Annotated in this window: 15 protein-coding genes; 9 read left to right on the plus strand and 6 right to left on the minus strand. The window is 65.2% G+C overall.

Going from position 1 to position 20017, the window contains the following annotated elements; genetic code table 11:
* The first annotated feature begins 4 nt into the window (after positions 1-4).
* The 5 genes from mmsB to HAP40_RS16625 all read left to right on the plus strand — a co-directional run bounded on the left by mmsB (position 5) and on the right by HAP40_RS16625 (position 5588).
* The gene (mmsB, locus tag HAP40_RS16605) at positions 5-892 is read left to right on the plus strand and encodes a 3-hydroxyisobutyrate dehydrogenase (protein WP_166816799.1); all 888 of its coding nucleotides are present in this window, start codon (positions 5-7) and stop codon (positions 890-892) included.
* A 127-nt stretch (positions 893-1019) separates the two neighbouring features.
* The gene (locus tag HAP40_RS16610; protein ID WP_166816798.1) at positions 1020-2738 is read left to right on the plus strand and encodes an AMP-binding protein; all 1719 of its coding nucleotides are present in this window, start codon (positions 1020-1022) and stop codon (positions 2736-2738) included.
* Complete coding sequence (locus HAP40_RS16615; protein ID WP_157332382.1) at positions 2738-3217, plus strand: MaoC family dehydratase; 480 nt, start codon at positions 2738-2740, stop codon at positions 3215-3217. The genes HAP40_RS16610 and HAP40_RS16615 overlap by 1 nt, the downstream gene beginning before the upstream one ends.
* A 233-nt stretch (positions 3218-3450) precedes the next feature.
* Positions 3451-4368, plus strand: coding sequence for an SDR family NAD(P)-dependent oxidoreductase (locus HAP40_RS16620; RefSeq protein WP_166816797.1), 918 nt, complete (start codon positions 3451-3453; stop codon positions 4366-4368).
* A gap of 38 nt (positions 4369-4406) precedes the next feature.
* On the plus strand, positions 4407-5588 hold the full coding sequence (locus tag HAP40_RS16625) for an NAD(P)/FAD-dependent oxidoreductase (protein WP_246741086.1): 1182 nt from the start codon (positions 4407-4409) through the stop codon (positions 5586-5588).
* Positions 5589-5687: 99 nt separating this feature from the next.
* Here the strand turns inward: HAP40_RS16625 and HAP40_RS16630 are convergent, their stop codons facing one another.
* Genes HAP40_RS16630 through HAP40_RS16640 form a run of 3 tightly spaced genes read right to left on the minus strand, consistent with a single transcriptional unit; the run spans position 5688 to position 9076 of the window.
* Positions 5688-6767 carry a D-TA family PLP-dependent enzyme gene (locus tag HAP40_RS16630; protein ID WP_166816796.1) on the minus strand — a complete coding sequence of 360 codons (1080 nt, stop codon included), beginning with the start codon at positions 6765-6767 and terminating at the stop codon, positions 5688-5690.
* 3 nt (positions 6768-6770) lie between these two features.
* Positions 6771-8582: an ABC-F family ATP-binding cassette domain-containing protein gene (locus HAP40_RS16635; RefSeq protein WP_166816795.1), complete on the minus strand. Its 1812-nt coding sequence runs from the start codon at positions 8580-8582 to the stop codon at positions 6771-6773.
* 2 nt (positions 8583-8584) lie between these two features.
* A complete protein-coding gene (locus tag HAP40_RS16640; protein ID WP_166816794.1) occupies positions 8585-9076 on the minus strand; it encodes a YaiI/YqxD family protein in 492 nt (163 codons plus the stop codon).
* A gap of 107 nt (positions 9077-9183) precedes the next feature.
* Between HAP40_RS16640 and HAP40_RS16645 the strand changes: the two genes are divergently transcribed.
* Positions 9184-9984 carry a hypothetical protein gene (locus tag HAP40_RS16645; protein ID WP_166816793.1) on the plus strand — a complete coding sequence of 267 codons (801 nt, stop codon included), beginning with the start codon at positions 9184-9186 and terminating at the stop codon, positions 9982-9984.
* Between the two features lie 39 nt (positions 9985-10023).
* On the opposite strand, the gene HAP40_RS16650 is transcribed toward HAP40_RS16645, so the two are convergent.
* Positions 10024-12396: a xanthine dehydrogenase family protein molybdopterin-binding subunit gene (locus HAP40_RS16650; RefSeq protein WP_166816792.1), complete on the minus strand. Its 2373-nt coding sequence runs from the start codon at positions 12394-12396 to the stop codon at positions 10024-10026.
* 208 nt (positions 12397-12604) lie between these two features.
* Between HAP40_RS16650 and HAP40_RS16655 the strand changes: the two genes are divergently transcribed.
* Positions 12605-13678: a Ppx/GppA phosphatase family protein gene (locus HAP40_RS16655; RefSeq protein WP_166816791.1), complete on the plus strand. Its 1074-nt coding sequence runs from the start codon at positions 12605-12607 to the stop codon at positions 13676-13678.
* A gap of 1 nt (position 13679) precedes the next feature.
* A complete protein-coding gene (locus HAP40_RS16660; protein ID WP_166816790.1) occupies positions 13680-14396 on the plus strand; it encodes an RlmE family RNA methyltransferase in 717 nt (238 codons plus the stop codon).
* Here HAP40_RS16660 and HAP40_RS16665 read toward each other — a convergent pair.
* A complete protein-coding gene (locus HAP40_RS16665) occupies positions 14393-16006 on the minus strand; it encodes a calcium-binding protein (RefSeq protein WP_166816789.1) in 1614 nt (537 codons plus the stop codon). The genes HAP40_RS16660 and HAP40_RS16665 overlap by 4 nt on opposite strands.
* Before the next feature lie 374 nt (positions 16007-16380).
* A complete protein-coding gene (locus tag HAP40_RS16670; RefSeq protein ID WP_166816788.1) occupies positions 16381-17871 on the minus strand; it encodes an MFS transporter in 1491 nt (496 codons plus the stop codon).
* 455 nt (positions 17872-18326) lie between these two features.
* Between HAP40_RS16670 and guaB the strand changes: the two genes are divergently transcribed.
* A complete protein-coding gene (gene guaB, locus HAP40_RS16675) occupies positions 18327-19820 on the plus strand; it encodes an IMP dehydrogenase (protein ID WP_166816787.1) in 1494 nt (497 codons plus the stop codon).
* Positions 19821-20017: the final 197 nt, after the last annotated feature.

Consider the following 20017-nt stretch of genomic DNA (forward strand, 5'->3'; position numbering starts at 1 on the left):
GACAATGGCCACGATCGCATTCATTGGTCTGGGCAACATGGGCGGCCCGATGGCGGCCAATCTCGTCAAGGCCGGCAACAAGGTCGTCGCGTTCGATCTCGTCGAAGCTTCGCGCGCGCAGGCCAAGGCTGATGGCGCCGGCATTGCCGACAGTGCCGCCGGCGCGGTGAAGGGCGCCGATGTCGTCGTCACCATGCTTCCCGCAGGCAAGCATGTGCTCGGTGTCTGGAACGAGGTCGTTCCCGCCATGACCAAGGGCGCGCTGATCATCGACTCTTCCACCATCGACGTCGAGAGTGCGCGCCAGGCCCATGCGCTTGCCGCCAAGAGCGGCGTGCTCTCGGTCGATGCGCCGGTCTCCGGCGGCACGGGCGGCGCCAAGGGCGCGACGCTCACCTTCATGTGCGGCGGCGAGGAGGGCGCGTTTGCGGCGGCAAAGCCGGTGCTGGAGAAGATGGGCAAGAAGATCGTCCATTGCGGCGGCGCCGGCGCAGGGCAGGCGGCCAAGATCTGCAACAACATGATCCTCGGCATTTCCATGATCGCGGTGAGCGAGGCCTTTGCGCTCGCTGAGAAGCTCGGCCTCTCGCACCAGGCGCTGTTCGACGTCGCCTCGACCTCGTCGGGCCAGTGCTGGTCGCTCACGACCTATTGCCCGGTTCCAGGCCCGGTGCCGACCTCGCCGGCGAACAACGATTACAAGCCGGGCTTTGCCTCGGCGCTGATGGTGAAGGATCTGACCTTGGCGCAGGACGCCGCCAAGGCCGCGGGCGCGGCGACGCCGCTCGGCAAGCATGCGCAGGAGATCTATCAGTCTTTCGACGCAGCCGGGCAGGGCGGGGTGGATTTTTCCGGAATTATCAAGCACGTTAGGGGACTGGCCGGAAAATAGCCTTCGCTTGGTGCCCGGATGAAGCGAAGCAGATCCGGGACAGCTCTTTCAATCGGCGCGTCCGCCCCCGGATTGCGCTCCGCTCCATCCGGGCTACGCTCGAAGGTCAATTCGACGGGCCCGGATCATGACGACATTTCAGGAAGCGCGCGCGTTTCTCCTACAACACCGAACGGATTACGAGACAGCGGTGAAAGGCTTCCGCTGGCCCGATCCGGCTCCCTTCAACTGGGCGCTCGACTGGTTCGACGCGGAGCTGGCGGCGGATGCGGACAGCAGGGATCGCCCCGCGCTCTGGATTGTCGATGCCGCGCAGGACAAGCAGACAAAACTCTCCTTTGCGGCGCTCTCGAAGCGCTCGAACCAGGTCGCCAACTTCCTCCGCGCGCAGGGCTTGAAGCGCGGCGATCACCTTTTGCTGCTGCTCGGCAATGTGGTTCCGCTGTGGGAGACGATGATGGCGGCGATGAAGCTCGGCGTCGTCGTGATTCCCGCGACGACGCTGCTCACCGCCGAGGAGCTGCGCGACCGGCTCGATCGCGGCAGGGCGAAGGCGGTGGTGGCTGCCGAGGACCAGGTCGCGAAGTTCGCCAGCCTTGGCGTCGAGGATGTCGTTCGCATCGTGGTCGGCGCGGCGTCCGATGGCTGGCTGGCCTATGACGAGGCGGCGAAGGCTTCGGAGGGCTTTGCAGCCGACGGTCCGACCAACGCCGACGACCCGATGCTGCTCTATTTCACCTCGGGCACGACCGCAAAGCCGAAGCTGGTGAGGCACAGCCAGCGCAGCTATCCCGTCGGTCATCTCTCGACCATGTACTGGATCGGGCTGCAGCCCGGCGACGTCCATCTCAACATCTCGTCGCCAGGCTGGGCAAAGCATGCCTGGAGCTGTCTTTTTGCGCCGTGGAATGCGGGCGCCACCGTGTTCGTGGTCAACCAGCCGCGCTTCGATGCCAAGGGCCTGCTCGCCACCATCGGCCGTTGCGGCGTCACCACGCTGTGCGCGCCACCGACGGTGTGGCGGCTCTTCATTCAGGAGAACCTAGCCTCGTACAAGGTGGCCCTGCGCGAGGTCTGCGGCGCCGGCGAACCGCTCAATCCTGAAGTGATCGACCAGGTGCAGGCCGCCTGGGGCCTGACGATCCGCGACGGCTACGGCCAGACCGAAACCACCGCGCTTGCCGGCAATTCGCCGGGGCAAAGGATCAAGGTCGGCTCGATGGGCCGGCCGCTGCCGGGCTATTGCGTGCAGGTGAGCGATGCCGACGGCCATCCGGCGAAGGAAGGCGAGGTGGCCTTGGTGCTCGGCGCCGACCGCCCCGCCGGCCTGATGCAGGGCTATCAGGGCGACGACGGCAAGCTCTCCGGTGCCGAAGGCCAGCTCTATCGCAGCGGCGACGTCGTGTTCGCGGATGAGGACGGCTATCTCACTTTTGTCGGCCGTTCCGACGACGTGTTCAAATCGTCCGATTACCGCATCAGCCCGTTCGAACTGGAGAGCGTACTGCTCGAGCACGAGCTCGTCGCCGAAGCCGCGGTGGTGCCAAGCCCCGATCCGATCCGGCTCGCCATCCCCAAGGCCTTCGTGCTGCTGACGTCAGGTGCGGAGCGCTCGCCGGAAACGGCGCTGTCGATCTTCAGGCACCTGCACACGCGACTTGCGCCGTTCAAGCGCATCCGCCGCCTCGAAATCGTCACCGAGTTGCCGAAGACGATCTCTGGAAAAATCCGTCGCGTGCAGCTACGCAGGCTGGAGCGCGACAATGATCGCAATGACCCGCTGCGCGGCCGGGAATTCCGCGAGGAGGATTTTCCGGAGCTGTCGAAGACACGGAGTGAGACCTAGTGAACGAAGTCTGGAAGAAGCCGCCGATTTCCCTGGAAGCCTATCAGGCCATGGTCGGCAAGGAGATCGGCGTATCGTCGTGGCACCTGATTGACCAGCCGCGTATCGACACCTATGCCGACGTGATCGAGGATCACCAATTCATCCACGTCGATCCCGAGCGTGCGAAGAAGGAAACCGCCTTCGGCACCACCATCGCGCACGGTTTCCTGACGATGTCGCTGATGTCGATCATGTCCTACGAGGTGATGCCCGTCATCGCTGGCACCACGATGGGCGTCAATTACGGCTTCGACAAGTTGCGCTTCATCTCGCCGGTGCGTTCGGGCAAACGCGTCCGCGGCCGGTTCGTGCTGGCCGAAGCCAAGCTGCGCAAGCCCAATGAATTGCAGTCTCGTACCAACGTGACAGTGGAGATCGAAGGCGAGGACAAGCCGGCGCTCGTCGCGGAATGGCTGGGCTTGATCTATTTCGCGTAACTCCCGCCGTCATGGCCGGGCTTGACCCGGCCATCCATCGCTGCTCAAAAGCCTGTCAAATCGCGCTCGGACCCTCTCCCCTTGCGGGAGAGGGTGGCGAAATCGAGCGGAGCGAGATGAAGCCGGGTGAGGGGTATCTCTCCACACGTTCATCTGCGGACAGAGACCCCTCATCCGGCGCGCGTTGCGCGCCACCTTCTCCCACAAGGGGAGAAGGAAGAAAGGAAGCACTCATGGCAATCAGGTTCGACGGACGCGTCGCCATCGTCACCGGCGCGGGCAATGGTCTCGGCAAGGCGCACGCGCTGGGGCTGGCGAGCCGCGGTGCCAAGGTCGTCGTCAACGATTTCGGCGGAGCGCGCGACGGCACCGGCGGCTCGCTGTCGCCGGCGGAAGCCGTCGTCGAGGAGATCCGTAAAGCCGGCGGCACCGCGATGGCCGACGGCGCCGACGTCTCGAATTTCGAGCAGGTCACGGCCATGGTCGAGCGGGCCACCAAGGAATGGGGCAGCGTGGACCTGATGTGCGCCAATGCCGGCATCCTGCGCGACAAATCGTTCGGCAAGATGGAAGCCGCCGATTTCCAGAAGGTGCTTGACGTGCATCTCGTCGGCTCCTTCTATTGCTGCAAGGCGGCCTGGGCCGGCATGCGCGACCGCAATTACGGCCGCATCGTGCTGACCACCTCGTCCTCCGGCCTCTACGGCAATTTCGGCCAGGCCAATTACGGCGCGGCAAAATCCGGCATGGTCGGCCTGATGAACGTGCTGGCCGAGGAGGGCCGCAAGAACAACATCCGCGTCAACATCATCTCGCCGACGGCGGCAACTCGCATGACCGAAGAGCTGCTGCCGCCGCAGGCTCTGCAACTGATGAAGCCGAACGCGATCACGCCGGCAGTCGAGTACATGCTCAGTGAGGACGCGCCGACCCGCACCATCATGGGCGCCGGCGCCGGCTCCTTCGCCGTGATCAAGATCGTTGAGAGCGAAGGCATCAACCTGCCGGAATCCGACTGGACGCCGGACGCGGTGGCCGCGCATTTCGCCGAGATCAGCGACATGTCGAAGGCCAAGGCGCTGACCGGGGCGTTTGAGCAGACGCAGAAATATGTGGCCCAGGCCGCAGCGCGGGCGGGGATAAAACTCTGACATCCATCGCCGTCATCGGTGCCGGTCCCGCCGGGCTGATGGCGGCGGAGGTGCTGGCGCGAGGCGGCGCCCGCGTCACCGTCTACGACGCGATGCCCTCCGCCGGCCGCAAGTTCCTGATGGCGGGGCGCGGCGGGCTCAATCTCACCCACAGCGAACCGCTCGCGCAGTTCATGGCGCGCTATCGCGAGGCGGCGCCGAACTTGAAGGCCGCCATCGACGCGTTTTCGCCGGATGCGCTGCGTGCCTGGAGCGAGGCGCTGGGCGAGCCGACCTTCGTCGGCACCAGCGGCCGGGTGTTTCCGAAGGCGTTCAAGGCCTCACCCTTGCTGCGTGCGTGGCTGCGGCGGCTCGATGCTGTCGGTGTGCGCTTCGCCTTTCGCCATCGCTGGACCGGCTGGGACGCGGAGGGGCGGCTTCAATTTCAAACGCCCGATGGCGCGCTTGCCATCGTCGCCGCCCGCGCGACGGTGCTGGCGCTCGGTGGCGCAAGCTGGCCGCGGCTGGGCTCGGACGGCGGTTGGGTCGATACTTTCGCCGCGAGAGGCATTGCTGTCTCAGAATTGCGGCCTGCGAATTCCGGTTTCACGGTCGCATGGTCCGATGTGTTCCGCGATCGCTTCGAGGGCCAACCGCTCAAGGGCGTAGCTCTGACGGTCGGGGCGCACACGGTGCGGGGCGAAGCGATGATCACACGCAACGGCATCGAGGGCGGCGCGATCTATGCGCTGTCGGCCGAGCTGCGTGAAGCGGTGCTTGATCTCGGGCAGGCCACATTGAGGATCGCATTGCGGCCTGATCTCGACACGGCCGCACTCATCACGCGCCTGTCGGGCACGCGCGGGAAGCAGTCGCTCGCGAATTTCTTGCGCAAGGCGGCGCAGCTATCGCCGGTCGGCATCGGCCTGATGCAGGAGGTCGCCATCGCCTCCGGCCGGCCGCTGGCGTCCTTCTCGCCGGCCGAGCTTGCGCATCTGATCAACGCCGTTCCGGTTCAGCTCACCGGCGTCGCCTCAATCGGGCGCGCGATCTCGACGGCGGGTGGGATCGCCCTCGACGAGCTCGACGAGCGCTTCATGCTGCGCAAGCTGCCCGGCATATTCGCCGCCGGCGAAATGCTGGACTGGGAAGCGCCCACCGGCGGCTATCTGCTGCAGGCCTCGTTTGCGACGGGGGCGGCGGCGGGCAGGGGCGTGTTGCAGTGGTTGGAGAAGTCGTAGGGGGGCAAAGGTGCGAAGCGCCGTGCCCACCATCTTTCCGCAATTGCGACGAGAAGTGGTGGGCACGCTTCGCTTTGCCCACCCTACGGCAGTGCACACTCAGCGCAGCTTGCCCCGCGCCGCGACCGGCAGCGTGCCGATGATCTCCTCGCCGCGCACCATCACCACCTCGTCCATCATGTTGACGACGACGCAGACATGGTTCGGCACGATGCGGACGACGTCGCCGACATTGGGGCGCGTGTTGCTGCGGGAGAGGTCGAGGAAGCCGTGCTCTTCCGCGAAACGCGCGATCTTGGCTTCGGGATGCTCGAGGATCAGGCCGTGGCCGTCGAGCCCGCCGGTGTCCGTCGTCAACGTCTTCGAGCCGGCGTCGAGGATGCCGCGCTCGGGCGCGGCGCGGCTCACCACCGTCGAATAGATGTGCAGCGCGCAGTCGTCCCAACCGGCGACGCCGGCCGCGACCTGCATGCGGTCGTTGTAGATGTAGGTGCCGAAGCGATGCTCGGTGCCGCCCTTGAGCTTCCCGAGATTCTTCAGGTTCGGCGTGCCGCCGGTCGAGACGATCTTTGCATCCAGCCCGTGCGCGCGCACGCCGGCCAGTGCTTCGTCATAAAACTTCTGCGCGTCGGCCCAGCCGGTTTCGGTCGGGTACATCATGAAACCCGCGAATTGCAGTCCCTTCGATGCGGCGATCTCGCGGGCCAGCGCAATCGCCTCGGCCGGCGTCTCGACACCGGCGCGCTTGCGCCCAGTGTCGCATTCGACCACGACCGAAAGCGGACGGCCCGATGCGGCGGCGGACTTGGGCAGACCTGCAATGACGGTCGAATTGTCCGCGGCGACCGTCATGTTGGCCTTCGCCTGCAACGCGCCGAGGCGCGCCATCTTCTCTTCGCCGAGCAGATTGTAGCTGATCAGGATGTCGTCGATGCCGGCATTGGCCATGATCTCGGCTTCACCGAGCTTCTGGCAGGTGATGCCTTTCGCCCCCGCCGCGACCTGCATCTTCGCGATGGTCGGGTTCTTGTGGGTCTTGATGTGGGGGCGGCTGGCGACGCCGGCGTCGTCGCAGGCCTTCTGGATCCGCGCGATGTTGCGCTCAACCCTGTCCATGTCGATGACGGCGCAGGGCGTGCCGTATTCGCGGGCAATCTTGGCGGCGAGGGGAGTTGTCATGGGTTAAGCCTGCTCTATTTCTTCGCGAAGCATTTCAAGTTCGAGCCATCGCTCTTCGGACGCCGACAGCTCTTCATGCGCCTTGGCGATGGCGGCTGACGTGTCGTCGAATTTCTTGCGATCCTTGGTATAGAGGTTGGGATCATCAAGCACGCGTTGCAGCTTTGCAATGTCGGCCTGCAAGCCTTCCATCTTCTTCGGCAGCGTTTCCAGCGCGTGCTTTTCGTTGAAACTCAGTTTGCGCTTCGGCGCGGACGCGGACGCCGCGGCTCGTTCCTCTTTCTTCTCCGCAACAGGTTGTGCCTTCGCCGTCTCGCGTGTCAGGTCGGCGCCGCGCTGTGCCAGCATGTCGCTATAGCCGCCGGCATACTCGATCCATTTGCCGTTGCCCTCAGGTGCGATCACGGAGGTGACGACGCGGTCGAGGAAGTCGCGGTCGTGGCTGATCAGGATGACCGTGCCCTCGTAGTCGCCGAGCATCTCCTCGAGCACGTCGAGGGTTTCGAGATCGAGGTCGTTGGTCGGCTCGTCCAGCACCAGAAGGTTCGAGGGTTTCGCCAGCGCACGTGCCAGCATCAGCCGGCCACGCTCACCGCCCGACAGCACTTCCACCGGCGTGCCGCGCTGCTCCTGCGCAAACAGGAAGTCCTTCATGTAGCCGACGACATGCTTCGGCTTGCCGCCGACCATGATCTGGTCGCCACGGCCGCCGGTCAGGGCTTCGGCCAGCGTCGATTTGGGATCGAGGCTTTCACGGTGCTGGTCGAGGGTCGCGATCTCCAGATTGGCCCCGAGCCGGACGGTACCGGAGTCGGGCTGCGCGCCGCCCGTGAGCAGATTGACCAGCGTGGTCTTGCCGGCGCCATTGGGACCGATGATGCCGAGCCGGTCGCCGCGCTGGATCCGGGTCGAGAAAGTCTCGACGATCCTGCGCTCGCCATAGGCTTTCGTGAGGCCTTTTGCCTCGATCACCAGCTTGCCGGATTGCTCGGCTTCGGCGGCCGCGAGACTGGCGCTGCCGGCGGTGCCACGATAATTGCGGCGCTGGTCGCGCAGCGCATGCAGATTGGCGAGCCGCTTGACGTTGCGCTTGCGGCGGCCGGACACGCCGTGGCGCAACCAGTGCTCCTCATCGACGATCTTGCGGTCAAGCTTGTGCTGGTCGCGCTCTTCCTCGGCCAGCACTTCGTCGCGCCAGCTCTCGAACGAGGCAAAGCCGCGGTCGATCTGCTTGATCCGGCCGCGATCGAGCCATGCGGTCGAACGCGACAGATTGGTGAGGAAGCGGCGGTCGTGGCTGATCAGCACGAGCGCGCTGCGGCGGCTGTCGAGCTCCTTTTCGAGCCACTCGATGGTGGAGAGATCGAGATGGTTAGTCGGCTCGTCCAGCAGCAATATGTCAGGCGAGGGCGCCAGCACGCGGGCGAGCGCGGCACGACGGGCCTCGCCGCCGGACACGTTGGCCGGATTCTCGTTGCCGGTGAGGCCGAGCTGTTCCACCAGGTAGCGCGCCTGGTACGGATCGTCGCCGGGCGCGAGCCCCGCCTCGACATAGGCGAGCGTCGTCTTGTGATCGCCGAAATCCGGCTCCTGCGGCAGGTAGCGAACGGTGGCGCCGGGCTGCACGAAGCGTGTGCCGCCGTCGGGCTCGACGAGGCCGGCCGCAATCTTCAGCAGCGTCGATTTGCCCGAGCCGTTGCGGCCGATCAGGCAGACCCGCTCGGAGGGTGCGACGTTGAGCTCGACGCCCGACAGCAGCGGCGTGCCGCCAAAGGTCAGCCTGATGTCTTTCAGTTGGATCAGCGGCGGCGCCATGCTCAGCCTTGACTTGTTGCGGCCTGGTCGGCACGGCGGCGCTGGATCCGGCGCAGCGTCTGGTCGAGCGCCGACAGGAAAGCGGAGCGGTCGCGTGGCGCGAATGAGCGCGGGCCGCCGGTGACTTCGCCGGCCGAGCGCAGATCCGTCATCAGGTTGCGCACCGCCAGCGTCATCCCGATCGATTCTTCCGTGAACGGCTTCCCGTTCGGCGCGATCACGTCCGCGCCGGCCTTGACGCAGCGGCTCGCCAGCGGAATGTCCGATGTCACGACGACGTCACCTGGCTTGGCGCGCTCGGCGATCCAGTCGTCGGCAGCGTCCATGCCGGCTCCGGCCGCGATGCGCTCGATCAGCGGATCGTGGGGCACGCGAATGAAATTGCCGGCAACGACGCTCACGGGCACGCCGTGCCGGAGCGCGACGCGGTAGATCTCGTCCTTCACCGGGCAGGCGTCGGCATCGACATAGATGCGGGTCGGGGTGTCATTCATTCGCCGCGTGGTACCCCATCCGGGCCGCAAAGGCGAGGGGATTGACCGATGTTCCCGGGGCCCTACGATCGGCCTCGAACCAACAAGAATTCCAGGGAACGCCCGCCATGCCGAACCGGCTCGAAACCTACCGCGTCGCGGCCTACAACACCGCCAAGCAATCCGAGAACAAGATGCATGACGACACGGTGGCACGCCGCTTCGGCTTTTCCGGCGGACTGGTCCCGGGCGTCGACGTCTTCGCCTACATGATGCACGTGCCGATTGCCCGCTGGGGCCGCGATTTCCTCAGCCGCGGGCTGGTCGAGGCCCGCTTCATCAAGCCGGTCTATGATGGCGAGACCGCCGATGTCGACGCGACGGAGCACAATGAGCTGCTCACGATCGAGGTGTTCAGCCGCGCCGAGCTGTGCGCCACGGGCACGGCCGCGCTGCCGGCAGCGGCGCCCGCAGTGTCGTTGAGCGACTATGTGGCGGTGCCCGTCGCGGCCGAGCGCAAGCCCGTCAGCCCTGCAACGTTCGAGACCGGCAAGTGGCTCGGGACGACGCCGCGCCGTTGGGCGGGACAGGATGCGGCCGATTACCTCACGGATGTCAGGGAGGCCGATCCGATCTTTGCGCGCGAAGGTCTCGGCCATCCCGGCCTGATCCAGCGTGTCATGAACCGCGTCCTCGTCGACAACACCATCCTGGGCCCGTGGATCCATGTCGGCAGCCGCATGCAACTGCTGTCGGCCGCGCGCGCCGGGGACGAGATCACCGCGCGGGCGAAAGTCACCGCGAACTACGAGAAGAAAGGCCACCGCTTCGTCGAGCTCGACGCGCTCGTCGTCGCCAACGGCACGACGCCGCTGGCGCATTGCCAGCACACCGCGATCTACCAGCCGCGCGAGCAGGCGGCGGCTTGACTTCACCTCTCCCCGCGAGCGGGGAGAGGTGAACAACAACTACGCCGCCTTTGTCTTCGCGTCCTGGATCGCGCGCCACACCCGCTCCGAGGTCAGCGGCATGTCGATGTGCTTGATGCCATGGTCGGAGAGCGCGTCGAGCACCGCGTTCACCACCGTCGACAGGCTGCCGGCGCAGCCGGCTTCGCCGCAGCCCTTGCTGCCGAGCGGATTGGTGGTGGCCGGCACGGGGTGATCGCCGACCGTCATGTTCGGCACGTCCCCGGCGCGGGGCAGGGCGTAGTCCATCAGCGAGCCCGTGATCGGCTGGCCGCTGTCGTCGTAGCGGATATGCTCCATCAGCGCCTGGCCGATGCCCTGGACGACGCCGCCATGGAGCTGGCCTTCGACCAGCAGCGGGTTGATCACCGTGCCGAAATCGTTGACCGCGCTGTAGCGCACGATCTGCACCACGCCGGTCTCCGGATCGATCTCGACCTCGGCGACGTGGCAGCCGTTCGGGAACGCCGAGGCGACCGGTTCGCTGGTGTGGTCGACGTCGAGCGAGTCGGGCACGCCCTCCGGCACCTTGCCGTCATGCAGCTTCCTGGCGAGCTCCATGATGTCGATGCTGCGATCGGTGCCGGCGATCGTGAAGCTGCCGCCTTCGAATTCGATGTCGGCCTCGGACGCCTCGAGCATGTGCGCCGCGGCGCGCTTGCCCTTTTCGATGACGAGCTTGGCTGCCCCTACGATGGCCTGGCCGCTCGCGGTGATCGAGCGCGAGCCGCCGGTGCCGTTGCCGGTGTGCACGATGTCGCTGTCGCCCTGCACGAGCTTCACGCTCTCGAAGGGAACGCCGAGTTGCTCGCACAGCACCTGCGCGAACGGCGTCGCATGGCCCTGGCCGTAATCGAGCGTGCCGGTGATCAGCTGCACGGAGCCATCGGCATCGAACACGATCTTGCCGAGCTCGGGGCTCGGCGGCGCGGTGACCTCGAGATAGGAGCCGACTGCGATGCCGCGCAGCTTGCCGGCCTTCTTGCTCTCCTTCTTGCGCTTGGCGAAGTTCTCGTGGTCGGAGATTTCCAGCGCCTTGTTGAACACGGCCTGGAAGTCGCCGCTGTCATAGGTGACGCCGGAGGAGGCCGCAAACGGGATCTGGTTCGGCTTGATGAAATTGCGCTTGCGCAGGATGAGCCGGTTGATGCCCATCTCGTCGGCGGCGCGGTCGATCAGCCGCTCCATGTAGTAGTTGGCCTCGGGCCGGCCGGCACCGCGATAGGCGCCCATCAGCGTGGTGTTGGTCAGCACCACCTTGATGTCGACGCCCATTAGCGGCGTGCGATAGACGCTGGCGAAATTCTTGCCGGTGTTGAGCGAGAGCGGACCGGGCGCAACGCCGGTGATGTAGGCGCCGAGATTGCCGTAGCCTTCGAGCTTGGCGGCGAGGAAATGCCCCTCGGCATCGAGCGCCAGCTCGGCGTGGATCTTCTGCGCACGGCCGTGGCTGTCGGAGAGGAAGCTGGTGGAGCGCTCGTCGAGCCACTTCACGGGACGGCCCAGCGCTTTCGCCGCATACAGGATGCACATGTATTCGGGATAGTTGATGTTCTTCATGCCGAAGGAGCCGCCGACATTGGCGGTGAGGATGCGCACCTTCTCGTTCGGCACCTTCAGGTTCTTGGCGAGATTGGCGCGGTTGCCGGCCACGCCTTGCGTCGGGACCTGAAGCGTGTAGCGCTCGGCCGTCTTGTCGTAGGAGGCAAGGCCGACGCGCGGCTCCATCGAGACCACGGCGACGCGGGTGTTCTCGATGTCGATCTTGGTGACATGGGCGGCGCTGGCAAACGCGGCATTCACCTTGTCCATGTCGCCGTAATGGTAGTCGAGCGCGACGTTATCGGGGATGTGGTCGTAGAGCTGCGGTGCGCCGGGCTTGGCGGCTTCCTCGGGGTCGGTCACCGCCGGCAGCTGCTCGACGTCGAGCTCGACCGCCTCGGCCGCATCGCGCGCCTGCGCCAGTGTCTCGGCCACCACGAAGGCGACGGGATCGCCGACGAAGCGTACCTTGTCGGTCGCCAGCGGCTGACGGTTGGTCTGGAGCAGGGGCGAGCCGTCGCGGCTCTTCAGCGGCAGGCCGCAGGTGAAGGGCCCATAGCCGGCGGCATCGAGGTCCTTGCCGGTCCACACGCCCAGCACACCCGGCATCGCCTTGGCGGCATCGATGCCGATGCCGCGGATGACGCCATGGGCGTGGGTGGAACGGACGACCACGGCGTAGGCCTGGCCGGGCAGGTTGAAATCGTCGGTATAGCGGCCCTTGCCGCGCACCAGCGTGTCGTCCTCCTTGCGGCGGACGGGTTGCCCGACACCATACTTTTGCAGTGCAATAGCGTTTTCGAGCGCGGACGATTTGGTGTGTTCTTGCATGGAATTGACCTGAAAAGCCGGCATTTGCGCATTTTTGCGGCAGCGGGGGACCGGACTTCCTCAGATAACCCACCACCCCGTTCACGACAACGCACGAATGGGCATGGTCCTATGTGATGCGTTGTTGCGCAGGCCTGAAGCGCTGCTAATGTTTCAGGCGAAAAAGCAATTCCAGACCGGCCCGTCGGGCCGCGGAAAGACAGTTTGTATGAATGACCACACGCGGCTCCGCGACGGCCATGGGCTGCACGGTGAGCTGGAGGGGTCGATGGCGGCGGTGGCGTTGGCCACCGAACCTTCCGTCCCCGCACAGGCGGGGGGAACCGGCGTCTATGCGGCGCTGGACCTCGGCACCAACAATTGCCGGCTGCTGATTGCCTGTCCGACCCAGGACGGCTTTCGCGTGGTCGATTCCTTCTCGCGCATCATCCGGCTCGGCGAGGGCGTTTCGGCCACGGGCTGCATCAGCGACGCCGCGATCGAGCGTGCCATCGCGGCGCTGAGCATCTGCCGCGACAAGATCAATCTGCGGAAGGCGCGGCGGCTGCGGCTGATTGCGACCGAAGCCTGCCGCGCGGCCTCGAACGCGGAAGGTTTCCGCAGCCGTGTCGCGGCCGAGACCGGCATCGAGCTCGAGGTGATCGACCGCGAGACCGAGGCGGCGCTTGCCGTGCTCGGCTGCTCGCCGCTGGTCGACCCCAGAGGCCGTGGTGCGATCCTGTTCGACATCGGCGGCGGCTCGACCGAGCTGGTGCGGATCGAACGCGACCGGGAAAACCCGGAGCCGCGGATCCGGGCCTGGATGTCGATCCCCTTCGGCGTCGTCACGCTTGCCGAGCAGTTCGGCGGCCGCGACGTCACGCCGGAGATCTATGCCGCAATGGAGCGCGAGGTCGCCAATCACGTCGCGCCATTTGCGGCGGAACACGGCCGCGACCTCGCGGACATGCATCTGCTGGGCACGTCGGGCACGGTGACCACGCTCGCCGGCATCCATCTCAATCTGGCGCGCTACGACCGCCGCCGCATCGACAGCATCTGGATGAACGATGCCGACGTCACCGCGACCATCAACAAGCTGCTCGGCATGAGCTACGAGGAACGCGCCGGCAACAACTGCATCAGCGTCGAACGCGCCGATCTCGTGCTGGCCGGCTGCGCCATCCTCGACGCCATCAGGCATGCTTTCCCGCTGCCGCGGCTGCGCGTCGCCGACCGCGGCTTGCGCGAGGGCATGCTGGTCGAGATGATGCGCGAGGACGGCGCGCTCAGGAGCTGGTGAGATGGCCAAGGACACCACCGGCCGCTTGCACGTTCAGGTCAAGACCGGCGGCAAGCGCAAATTGTCGTCGAAGCTGTGGCTGGAGCGGCAGCTCAACGATCCCTATGTCGCGAAAGCCAAGGCGGCGGGCTATCGCTCGCGCGCGGCGTTCAAGCTCCTGGAGATCGACGACAAGTTTCGTCTGCTGAAATCGGGCATGGCCGTGGTCGATCTTGGCGCGGCGCCCGGCGGCTGGAGCCAGATCGCGGCCAAGCGCGTCGGCTCCACCGAAGGCAAGGGCAAGGTCGTCGCGATCGATCTGTTGGAAATGCCGGAGATTCCCGGCGTCGATTTCGCCCAGCTCGACTTCATGGACAACGACGCCCCCGGGAAGCTCACCGCGATGCTGGGCGGCGGCGCCGACGTCGTGATGTCCGACATGGCCGCCAACACCACCGGCCACCGCAAGACCGATCAGCTTCGCATCGTCGGCCTGGTCGAGACCGCCGCGGCCTTTGCTTGCGACGTGCTCAAGCCCGGCGGCACGTTCCTAGCAAAGACCTTCCAGAGCGGCGCCGATGCCGAACTGCTCGCCCAGCTCAAGCGCGACTTTGCGACGGTGCGTCACGTCAAGCCCGCGGCGAGCCGGCAGGATTCGTCCGAGCGCTACGTGCTGGCGACGGGATTTCGGGGCGCTCCCGGGCACGAGCCGTACGTATCCTCTCGATCAGATGGCTAGGCGAACAGAAAATCATTCGCGCTCAGGTTTACAATTCCTGCGATCGTGAGGTCGTTATTTGCATCGAAGTGAATGATGGTGTCTCCCGCGGTGACCTCGATGCTCAAATCGTCAAGGGCGTGGATGTCATTCGCTCCCAAGGCCGTGAGGTCGATTTTATCGCGCCCCTCTTGGAAATCGGCCGTGTCATGCCCGTTCTGGGCGGCAAAGACGAACGTATCCGCGCCGTATCCGCCAAACATGCCGTCGTTCCCGATGCCGCTCACGAGGGTATCGTTGCCATCGCCTCCATTGAGGACATTTCCCGACCCACCGAACACTGTGAGTTGGTCATTGCCGGTACCGCCAGTGAGGAAGCTCGATCCGAGCGAACCTGGCGCAACGGTTGCGGTCAGGACATCGTTTCCAGCGCCGCCATTCAGGCGGTTCTCGGCAGTAGAATTGTCTGTAACCGCAGGATCAGGAGTTGCCGAAAGAAACGCAGTGAGCTGGTCATCTCCAGCGCCGCCATTCAGAACGTTCGCGACATCGTATAGAGCTTGCGCCGGACCAAATCCACCGTGAGCTACAGCGTCGAGATGCGCCGTGAGATTGTCTCGTCCAGTGCCTCCCTCGAGCTGATTGAGTGCGTGAACAAACCCGCCAAGCGCGGTGGAGTTCGCGATCAGACTGTCATTGCCGCTCCCGCCATCCAGATAATTCGTGACATCCGTGACGGCGTTCTCTCCATCGGTCGAATGAGACGCCTCGAGAGTGTCGTCACCGTCATCGCCCCAGAGCTGGTTGATACCTACCGGAGTTCCGGCATTGGAGTCGGTCAGGTTGAGGGCGTGCAGGACGTCGTTGCCCCGGCCACCGTGCAGCTCATTGGTGACCAAATCGGTTTGATTGGATACGCCCTCGGCGTTTGCATTCAATTCATCGTTGCCGGTTCCACCGAAGAGCACGTTGCTGGCTGTGCCGTGGAGCGCAGAGAATTCCGTTTCAGCATGAGCGGTGACGTGGTCATTGCCCGAACCGCCGTCGATGATGTTCAAGGCGATACTGTTTCCGAAGGCGTTGCGACCATCGGCAACGGCGTTGATGGTATCGTTGCCGCTTCCGCCGATCACATCGGTCCTTACCGTTACATCTCCGAGCACAGGAAGCGCCACATTTGCCGTGGCGCTGATAGTGTCGTTCCCCGTGCCGCCATTGAGCAGCACATCCGCGACCTGCTCCGGGCTCTGAGGCGTGATCCCACCTTGGAGAGTGACGGTCGCATTGAGGTCGTCGTTGCCTGTTCCACCGAACTGAATCGCAAGTCCATGCAAGGGCGCATCGCCCTGAAGCGCGACGATGATATTGGTTGTCAAAGTGTCGTCGCCGCTGCCGCCGATCAATGCTGTCCGGTTGAATGCGCTGTCCAAGTGATCGTTGCCGGCAAGTCCCAACACAATGTCGCCTTCGGCACGCGCGCTCAGGACATCGTCGTGTCTGCTGCCGATGATCAAACTGTTGACCGGGTCCAAGAGGGAGAGCCAGTCAAAGGTTGAAAAATCTGCGAGAGTTCCGTCGATTCCGACCGATTGTTGAGCGACCTGGCTTTTTGTTTGAATGGTATACGCCATGTTTTTCTCCCTGGGGGATCGGATAGCGAGGTCAACAAAACGCGGCGCCGGCATTCAATCCCACAAAGCGCGATTGCAACCGAACAATCGGTTCGCGCGCTGCCGCTCCACGAATTCCGCGCGTCGGAGCGCCACCGGGCCTGTCGCCGCCGGTCTGCATCGCTCTTCCCGTTGGGTTTCCGCCGCCAAAGAAGTCAATCGCTGCGAATTTTCCGCAGGTGGCGTCATTAAATCAAAAGTTGAATTAATGTCTAATCACATTTAATGTGCTTGATTTAAATGGGAGCAAATTAAATATTGCCGCGTTGGGTGATTTGATCCGCGCGATCCCAACGCAGGGAACGTCTGCGTCGCCCGCAAACGCGAGCAATGGCCTATCCCAGCCTTTGATCCCGCACGTTCTGTGTGTCCTCGCTCGCCGCCTTGACGGCCGCCTTCTCCGCGCCCTTGCCGGCGCCCTTGCGGCTGGCGATTTCCACGGCCTTGCGGCCGGAGATCTCGTGGCCGGCGTCGGCCGGCATCTGCCAGAAGAACCAGCTCGAGGCCGCCGAGGTCAGGCCCACCACGACGAAGGCCGGCATGAACACGGCGGCGTTGAGCTCGCTGACATGGCTGAACCACATCGTCGTCTCGACGCAGGCCGCGCCGACCGCGACGCCGGCGGAGACTGCGAGTTGCTGGTTGACGCTGACGAGCGTGGTGGCACGGCTCATCTGCGCGGTCTCGACGTCGGCATAGGCCACCGTGTTGATCGCGGTGAACTCGAGCGAACGGAAGAAGCCGCCGACCACCAGGATGACCATGATGATGAGCAGCGGCGTCGTCACGGTGAACAGCGCACAGACGCCCAGGAAGAACGCGCTGACGATCGCGTTCACGGTCATCAGATTGCGGAAGCCGAAGGTGCGGATGAGGCGCGCGGCCAGCGTCTTCATGCCCATGGCGCCGAGCGAGGACGCGAAGGTGACGAGGCCGGAATGGAACGGCGACAGGCCGAAGCCGATCTGCATCAACAGCGGCAGCAGGAAGGGCAGCGCGCCGATGCCGAGCCGGAACAGGAAGCCGCCGTAGATCGCCGCGCGCAGCGTCGGCAGCTTCAGGAGCGAGAAGTCCAGCACCGGCGATCCGGTCTTACGCGCGTGCAGGACATACAGAGTCATTGAGATCGCGCCGCCCACGACCAGGGCCGCAACCGTGCTCCAGGGCAGCAAATTGAGCCCGGCGACCGACAGGCCGAACGCGATGCCGGCAAGCCCGATGCCCGCGAGCACCATGCCGTAGAGATCGAACGGCTCCTGCGTCTCGCTCTTGATGGGATCGATGAACTTCAACGCCATGAAGATGCCGAGCAGCCCGATCGGGATGTTGATCAGGAAGATCCAGTGCCAGGAGGCGTAGGTCGTGATGAAGCCGCCGAGCGGCGGCCCGATCACGGGGCCGATCAGGGCAGGGACCGTCACCCAGGCCATCGCATTGACCAGCGCGCTCTTGTCGACCGAGCGCAGCAGCACGAGCCGCCCGACCGGCGTCATCATCGCCCCGCCCATGCCCTGCAGGATGCGCGCGAACACGAAATCGGTCACCGAGGTCGAGAGCGCGCAGCCGACCGAGCCGACCATGAACACGCCGACCGCGATCGCGAACACCATGCGCGCGCCGAACCGGTCGGCGGTCCATCCGCTCGCCGGGATGAACACCGCGAGCGACAAGAGGTAGGAGGTGATCGCGAGCTTCAGCGTCAGCGGGCTCGTGCCGATGTCGGCCGCGATCGCCGGCAGCGAGGTGGCGATCACCGTGGAGTCCATGTTCTCCATGAAGAGAGCAGTGGCCACGATCAGCGGGATGACGCGTTGCTTGTCGACCATGACGGATTGGTAATGAAAATCGGAAAGGAAGGGCGGAGTTGCGGCTTATCACCGCCGTCCGGCGGGGACCATTGCGGATCGACGCATGGCACCTAAATCCTGCGTGACGACGGTGCGACTCTCTTCCTCGTCATTCCGGGGCGCGCCTCTTGGCGCGAGCCCGCAATCCATCGGCCGCCGGGCTTGCTGCGGGATGGATTCCGGGCTCGCGACTTCGTCGCGCCCCGGAATGACGGGGATGGGGTCGTGCACCGGCCATCCCCGCCGAATTGACGTAAAAAGCCTGTGCATGGCTGGTCGGCAGTCCGAATTGCTTTGATTCGTCACGCAGCCGTGCTATCGACCCGCGTCAACCCCACCGATGGGCTCCGATTCTCCGGCGTTGCCGCAAGGTACGCCGAGGGCGGCGCTCATCCATAAGCATTTGCGGCAGGGCCGCAGGAAGGAGTTGGCAGATGGCCACGGTGCAACTTCAAGGCATTCGCGAAGCCTTCACGTTCGACGACGTGCTGTTGAAGCCGGGCCTCTCGGACGTCATGCCGGGCGAGGTCGACATCCGCTCCCGCGTCACCCGCGCCATTCCGCTCAACATCCCGATCATGGCTTCCGCCATGGACACCGTCACCGAGGCGCGCATGGCGATCGCCATGGCGCAGGCCGGCGGCCTCGGCGTCATCCACCGCAATTTCGACCCCGAAGGGCAGGCCGCCCAGGTGCGGCAGGTCAAGCGCTACGAGTCGGGCATGGTGGTGAACCCGCTCACCATCAGCCCGGATGCGACGCTGGACGATGCGCTCAAGCTGATGAGCGATCACGGCATCTCCGGCATTCCCGTCGTCACCGGCGCCGGCAAATCCACGCCGGGCAAGCTGGTCGGCATCCTCACCAACCGCGACGTGCGCTTTGCCACCGACCGCCGGCAAAAAGTCTCCGAGCTGATGACGCATGAAGGTCTCGTCACGGTGCGCGAGAACGTCAGCCAGGACGAGGCGCGGCGGATGCTGCACCAGCATCGCATCGAGAAGCTGCTCGTGGTCGACGAGCAATATCGCTGCGTCGGCCTCATCACCGTCAAGGACATGGAGAAGGCGGTCGCCCATCCGCTCGCCTGCAAGGACGCGCAGGGCCGCCTGCGCGTCGCCGCCGCCACCACCGTCGGCGACAGCGGCTTCGAGCGCACCGAGCGTCTGATCGATGCCGGCGTCGATCTCGTCGTCGTCGACACCGCGCACGGCCACTCTCGTCACGTGCTGCACGCCGTGAACCGCATCAAGCGTCTGTCCAACTCGGTGCAGGTCGTTGCCGGCAACGTCGCCACCACCGAAGGCGCGCAGGCGCTGATCGATTCCGGCGCGGACTGCATCAAGGTCGGCATCGGCCCGGGCTCGATCTGCACCACACGCATCGTCGCCGGCGTCGGCGTTCCGCAGCTCACCGCGATCATGGATGCGGTGGAAGCTGCGAAGAAGTCCGACATCCCCGTCATCGCCGACGGCGGCATCAAATTCTCCGGCGATCTCGCCAAGGCGCTCGCCGCCGGCGCCGACATCGCCATGGTCGGTTCGCTGCTCGCCGGCACCGACGAGACGCCCGGCGAAGTGTTCTTGTGGCAGGGCCGCTCCTACAAGGCCTATCGCGGCATGGGCTCGGTCGGCGCGATGGCGCGCGGCTCTGCCGATCGCTACTTCCAGCAGGACATCAAGGACACGCTCAAGCTCGTGCCTGAGGGCATCGAAGGCCAGGTGCCGTACAAGGGCCCGGTCGGCAACGTCATGCACCAGCTCGCCGGCGGCTTGCGCGCCGCGATGGGCTATGTCGGTGCGCGCGACATGAAGGAGCTGCACCAGAAGGCGCAGTTCGTCCGCATCACCGGCGCCGGCCTGCGCGAAAGCCACGTTCACGACGTCACGATCACGCGCGAGGCCCCGAACTATCCGGGCGGGGGTTAGTCCTCGGTCGCGGATTCAACTCCGCTCTCGTGCCCCGGACGCAGCGCAGCACCACTTCGGTGATGCGCTGCAGAGACGGGCCTATGTCTCCGAATGTTGCCATTTTGCTTTCCGGGTCCCGGATCTGCGCAGCAACGTTTCACGTTGCAGCGCGTGCGCCTCTGCGTCCAACCGCTCCATCGCTTTTGTATTGACGC

The organism is Bradyrhizobium sp. 1(2017) (genome assembly GCF_011602485.2).
Taxonomy (GTDB): Bacteria; Pseudomonadota; Alphaproteobacteria; order Rhizobiales; family Xanthobacteraceae; genus Bradyrhizobium.

What these genes read in the sequence shown, in the direction of transcription:
- mmsB (WP_166816799.1), top strand. Translation starts at nt 5, where the DNA reads ATGGCCACGATCGCATTCATTGGTCTGGGCAACATGGGCGGCCCGATG.
- HAP40_RS16610 (WP_166816798.1), top strand. Translation starts at nt 1,020, where the DNA reads ATGACGACATTTCAGGAAGCGCGCGCGTTTCTCCTACAACACCGAACG.
- HAP40_RS16620 (WP_166816797.1), top strand. Translation starts at nt 3,451, where the DNA reads ATGGCAATCAGGTTCGACGGACGCGTCGCCATCGTCACCGGCGCGGGC.
- HAP40_RS16625 (WP_246741086.1), top strand. Translation starts at nt 4,407, where the DNA reads ATGGCGGCGGAGGTGCTGGCGCGAGGCGGCGCCCGCGTCACCGTCTAC.
- HAP40_RS16630 (WP_166816796.1), bottom strand. Translation starts at nt 6,767, where the DNA reads ATGACAACTCCCCTCGCCGCCAAGATTGCCCGCGAATACGGCACGCCC.
- HAP40_RS16635 (WP_166816795.1), bottom strand. Translation starts at nt 8,582, where the DNA reads ATGGCGCCGCCGCTGATCCAACTGAAAGACATCAGGCTGACCTTTGGC.
- HAP40_RS16640 (WP_166816794.1), bottom strand. Translation starts at nt 9,076, where the DNA reads ATGAATGACACCCCGACCCGCATCTATGTCGATGCCGACGCCTGCCCG.
- HAP40_RS16645 (WP_166816793.1), top strand. Translation starts at nt 9,184, where the DNA reads ATGCCGAACCGGCTCGAAACCTACCGCGTCGCGGCCTACAACACCGCC.
- HAP40_RS16650 (WP_166816792.1), bottom strand. Translation starts at nt 12,396, where the DNA reads ATGCAAGAACACACCAAATCGTCCGCGCTCGAAAACGCTATTGCACTG.
- HAP40_RS16655 (WP_166816791.1), top strand. Translation starts at nt 12,605, where the DNA reads ATGAATGACCACACGCGGCTCCGCGACGGCCATGGGCTGCACGGTGAG.
- HAP40_RS16660 (WP_166816790.1), top strand. Translation starts at nt 13,680, where the DNA reads ATGGCCAAGGACACCACCGGCCGCTTGCACGTTCAGGTCAAGACCGGC.
- HAP40_RS16665 (WP_166816789.1), bottom strand. Translation starts at nt 16,006, where the DNA reads ATGGCGTATACCATTCAAACAAAAAGCCAGGTCGCTCAACAATCGGTC.
- HAP40_RS16670 (WP_166816788.1), bottom strand. Translation starts at nt 17,871, where the DNA reads ATGGTCGACAAGCAACGCGTCATCCCGCTGATCGTGGCCACTGCTCTC.
- guaB (WP_166816787.1), top strand. Translation starts at nt 18,327, where the DNA reads ATGGCCACGGTGCAACTTCAAGGCATTCGCGAAGCCTTCACGTTCGAC.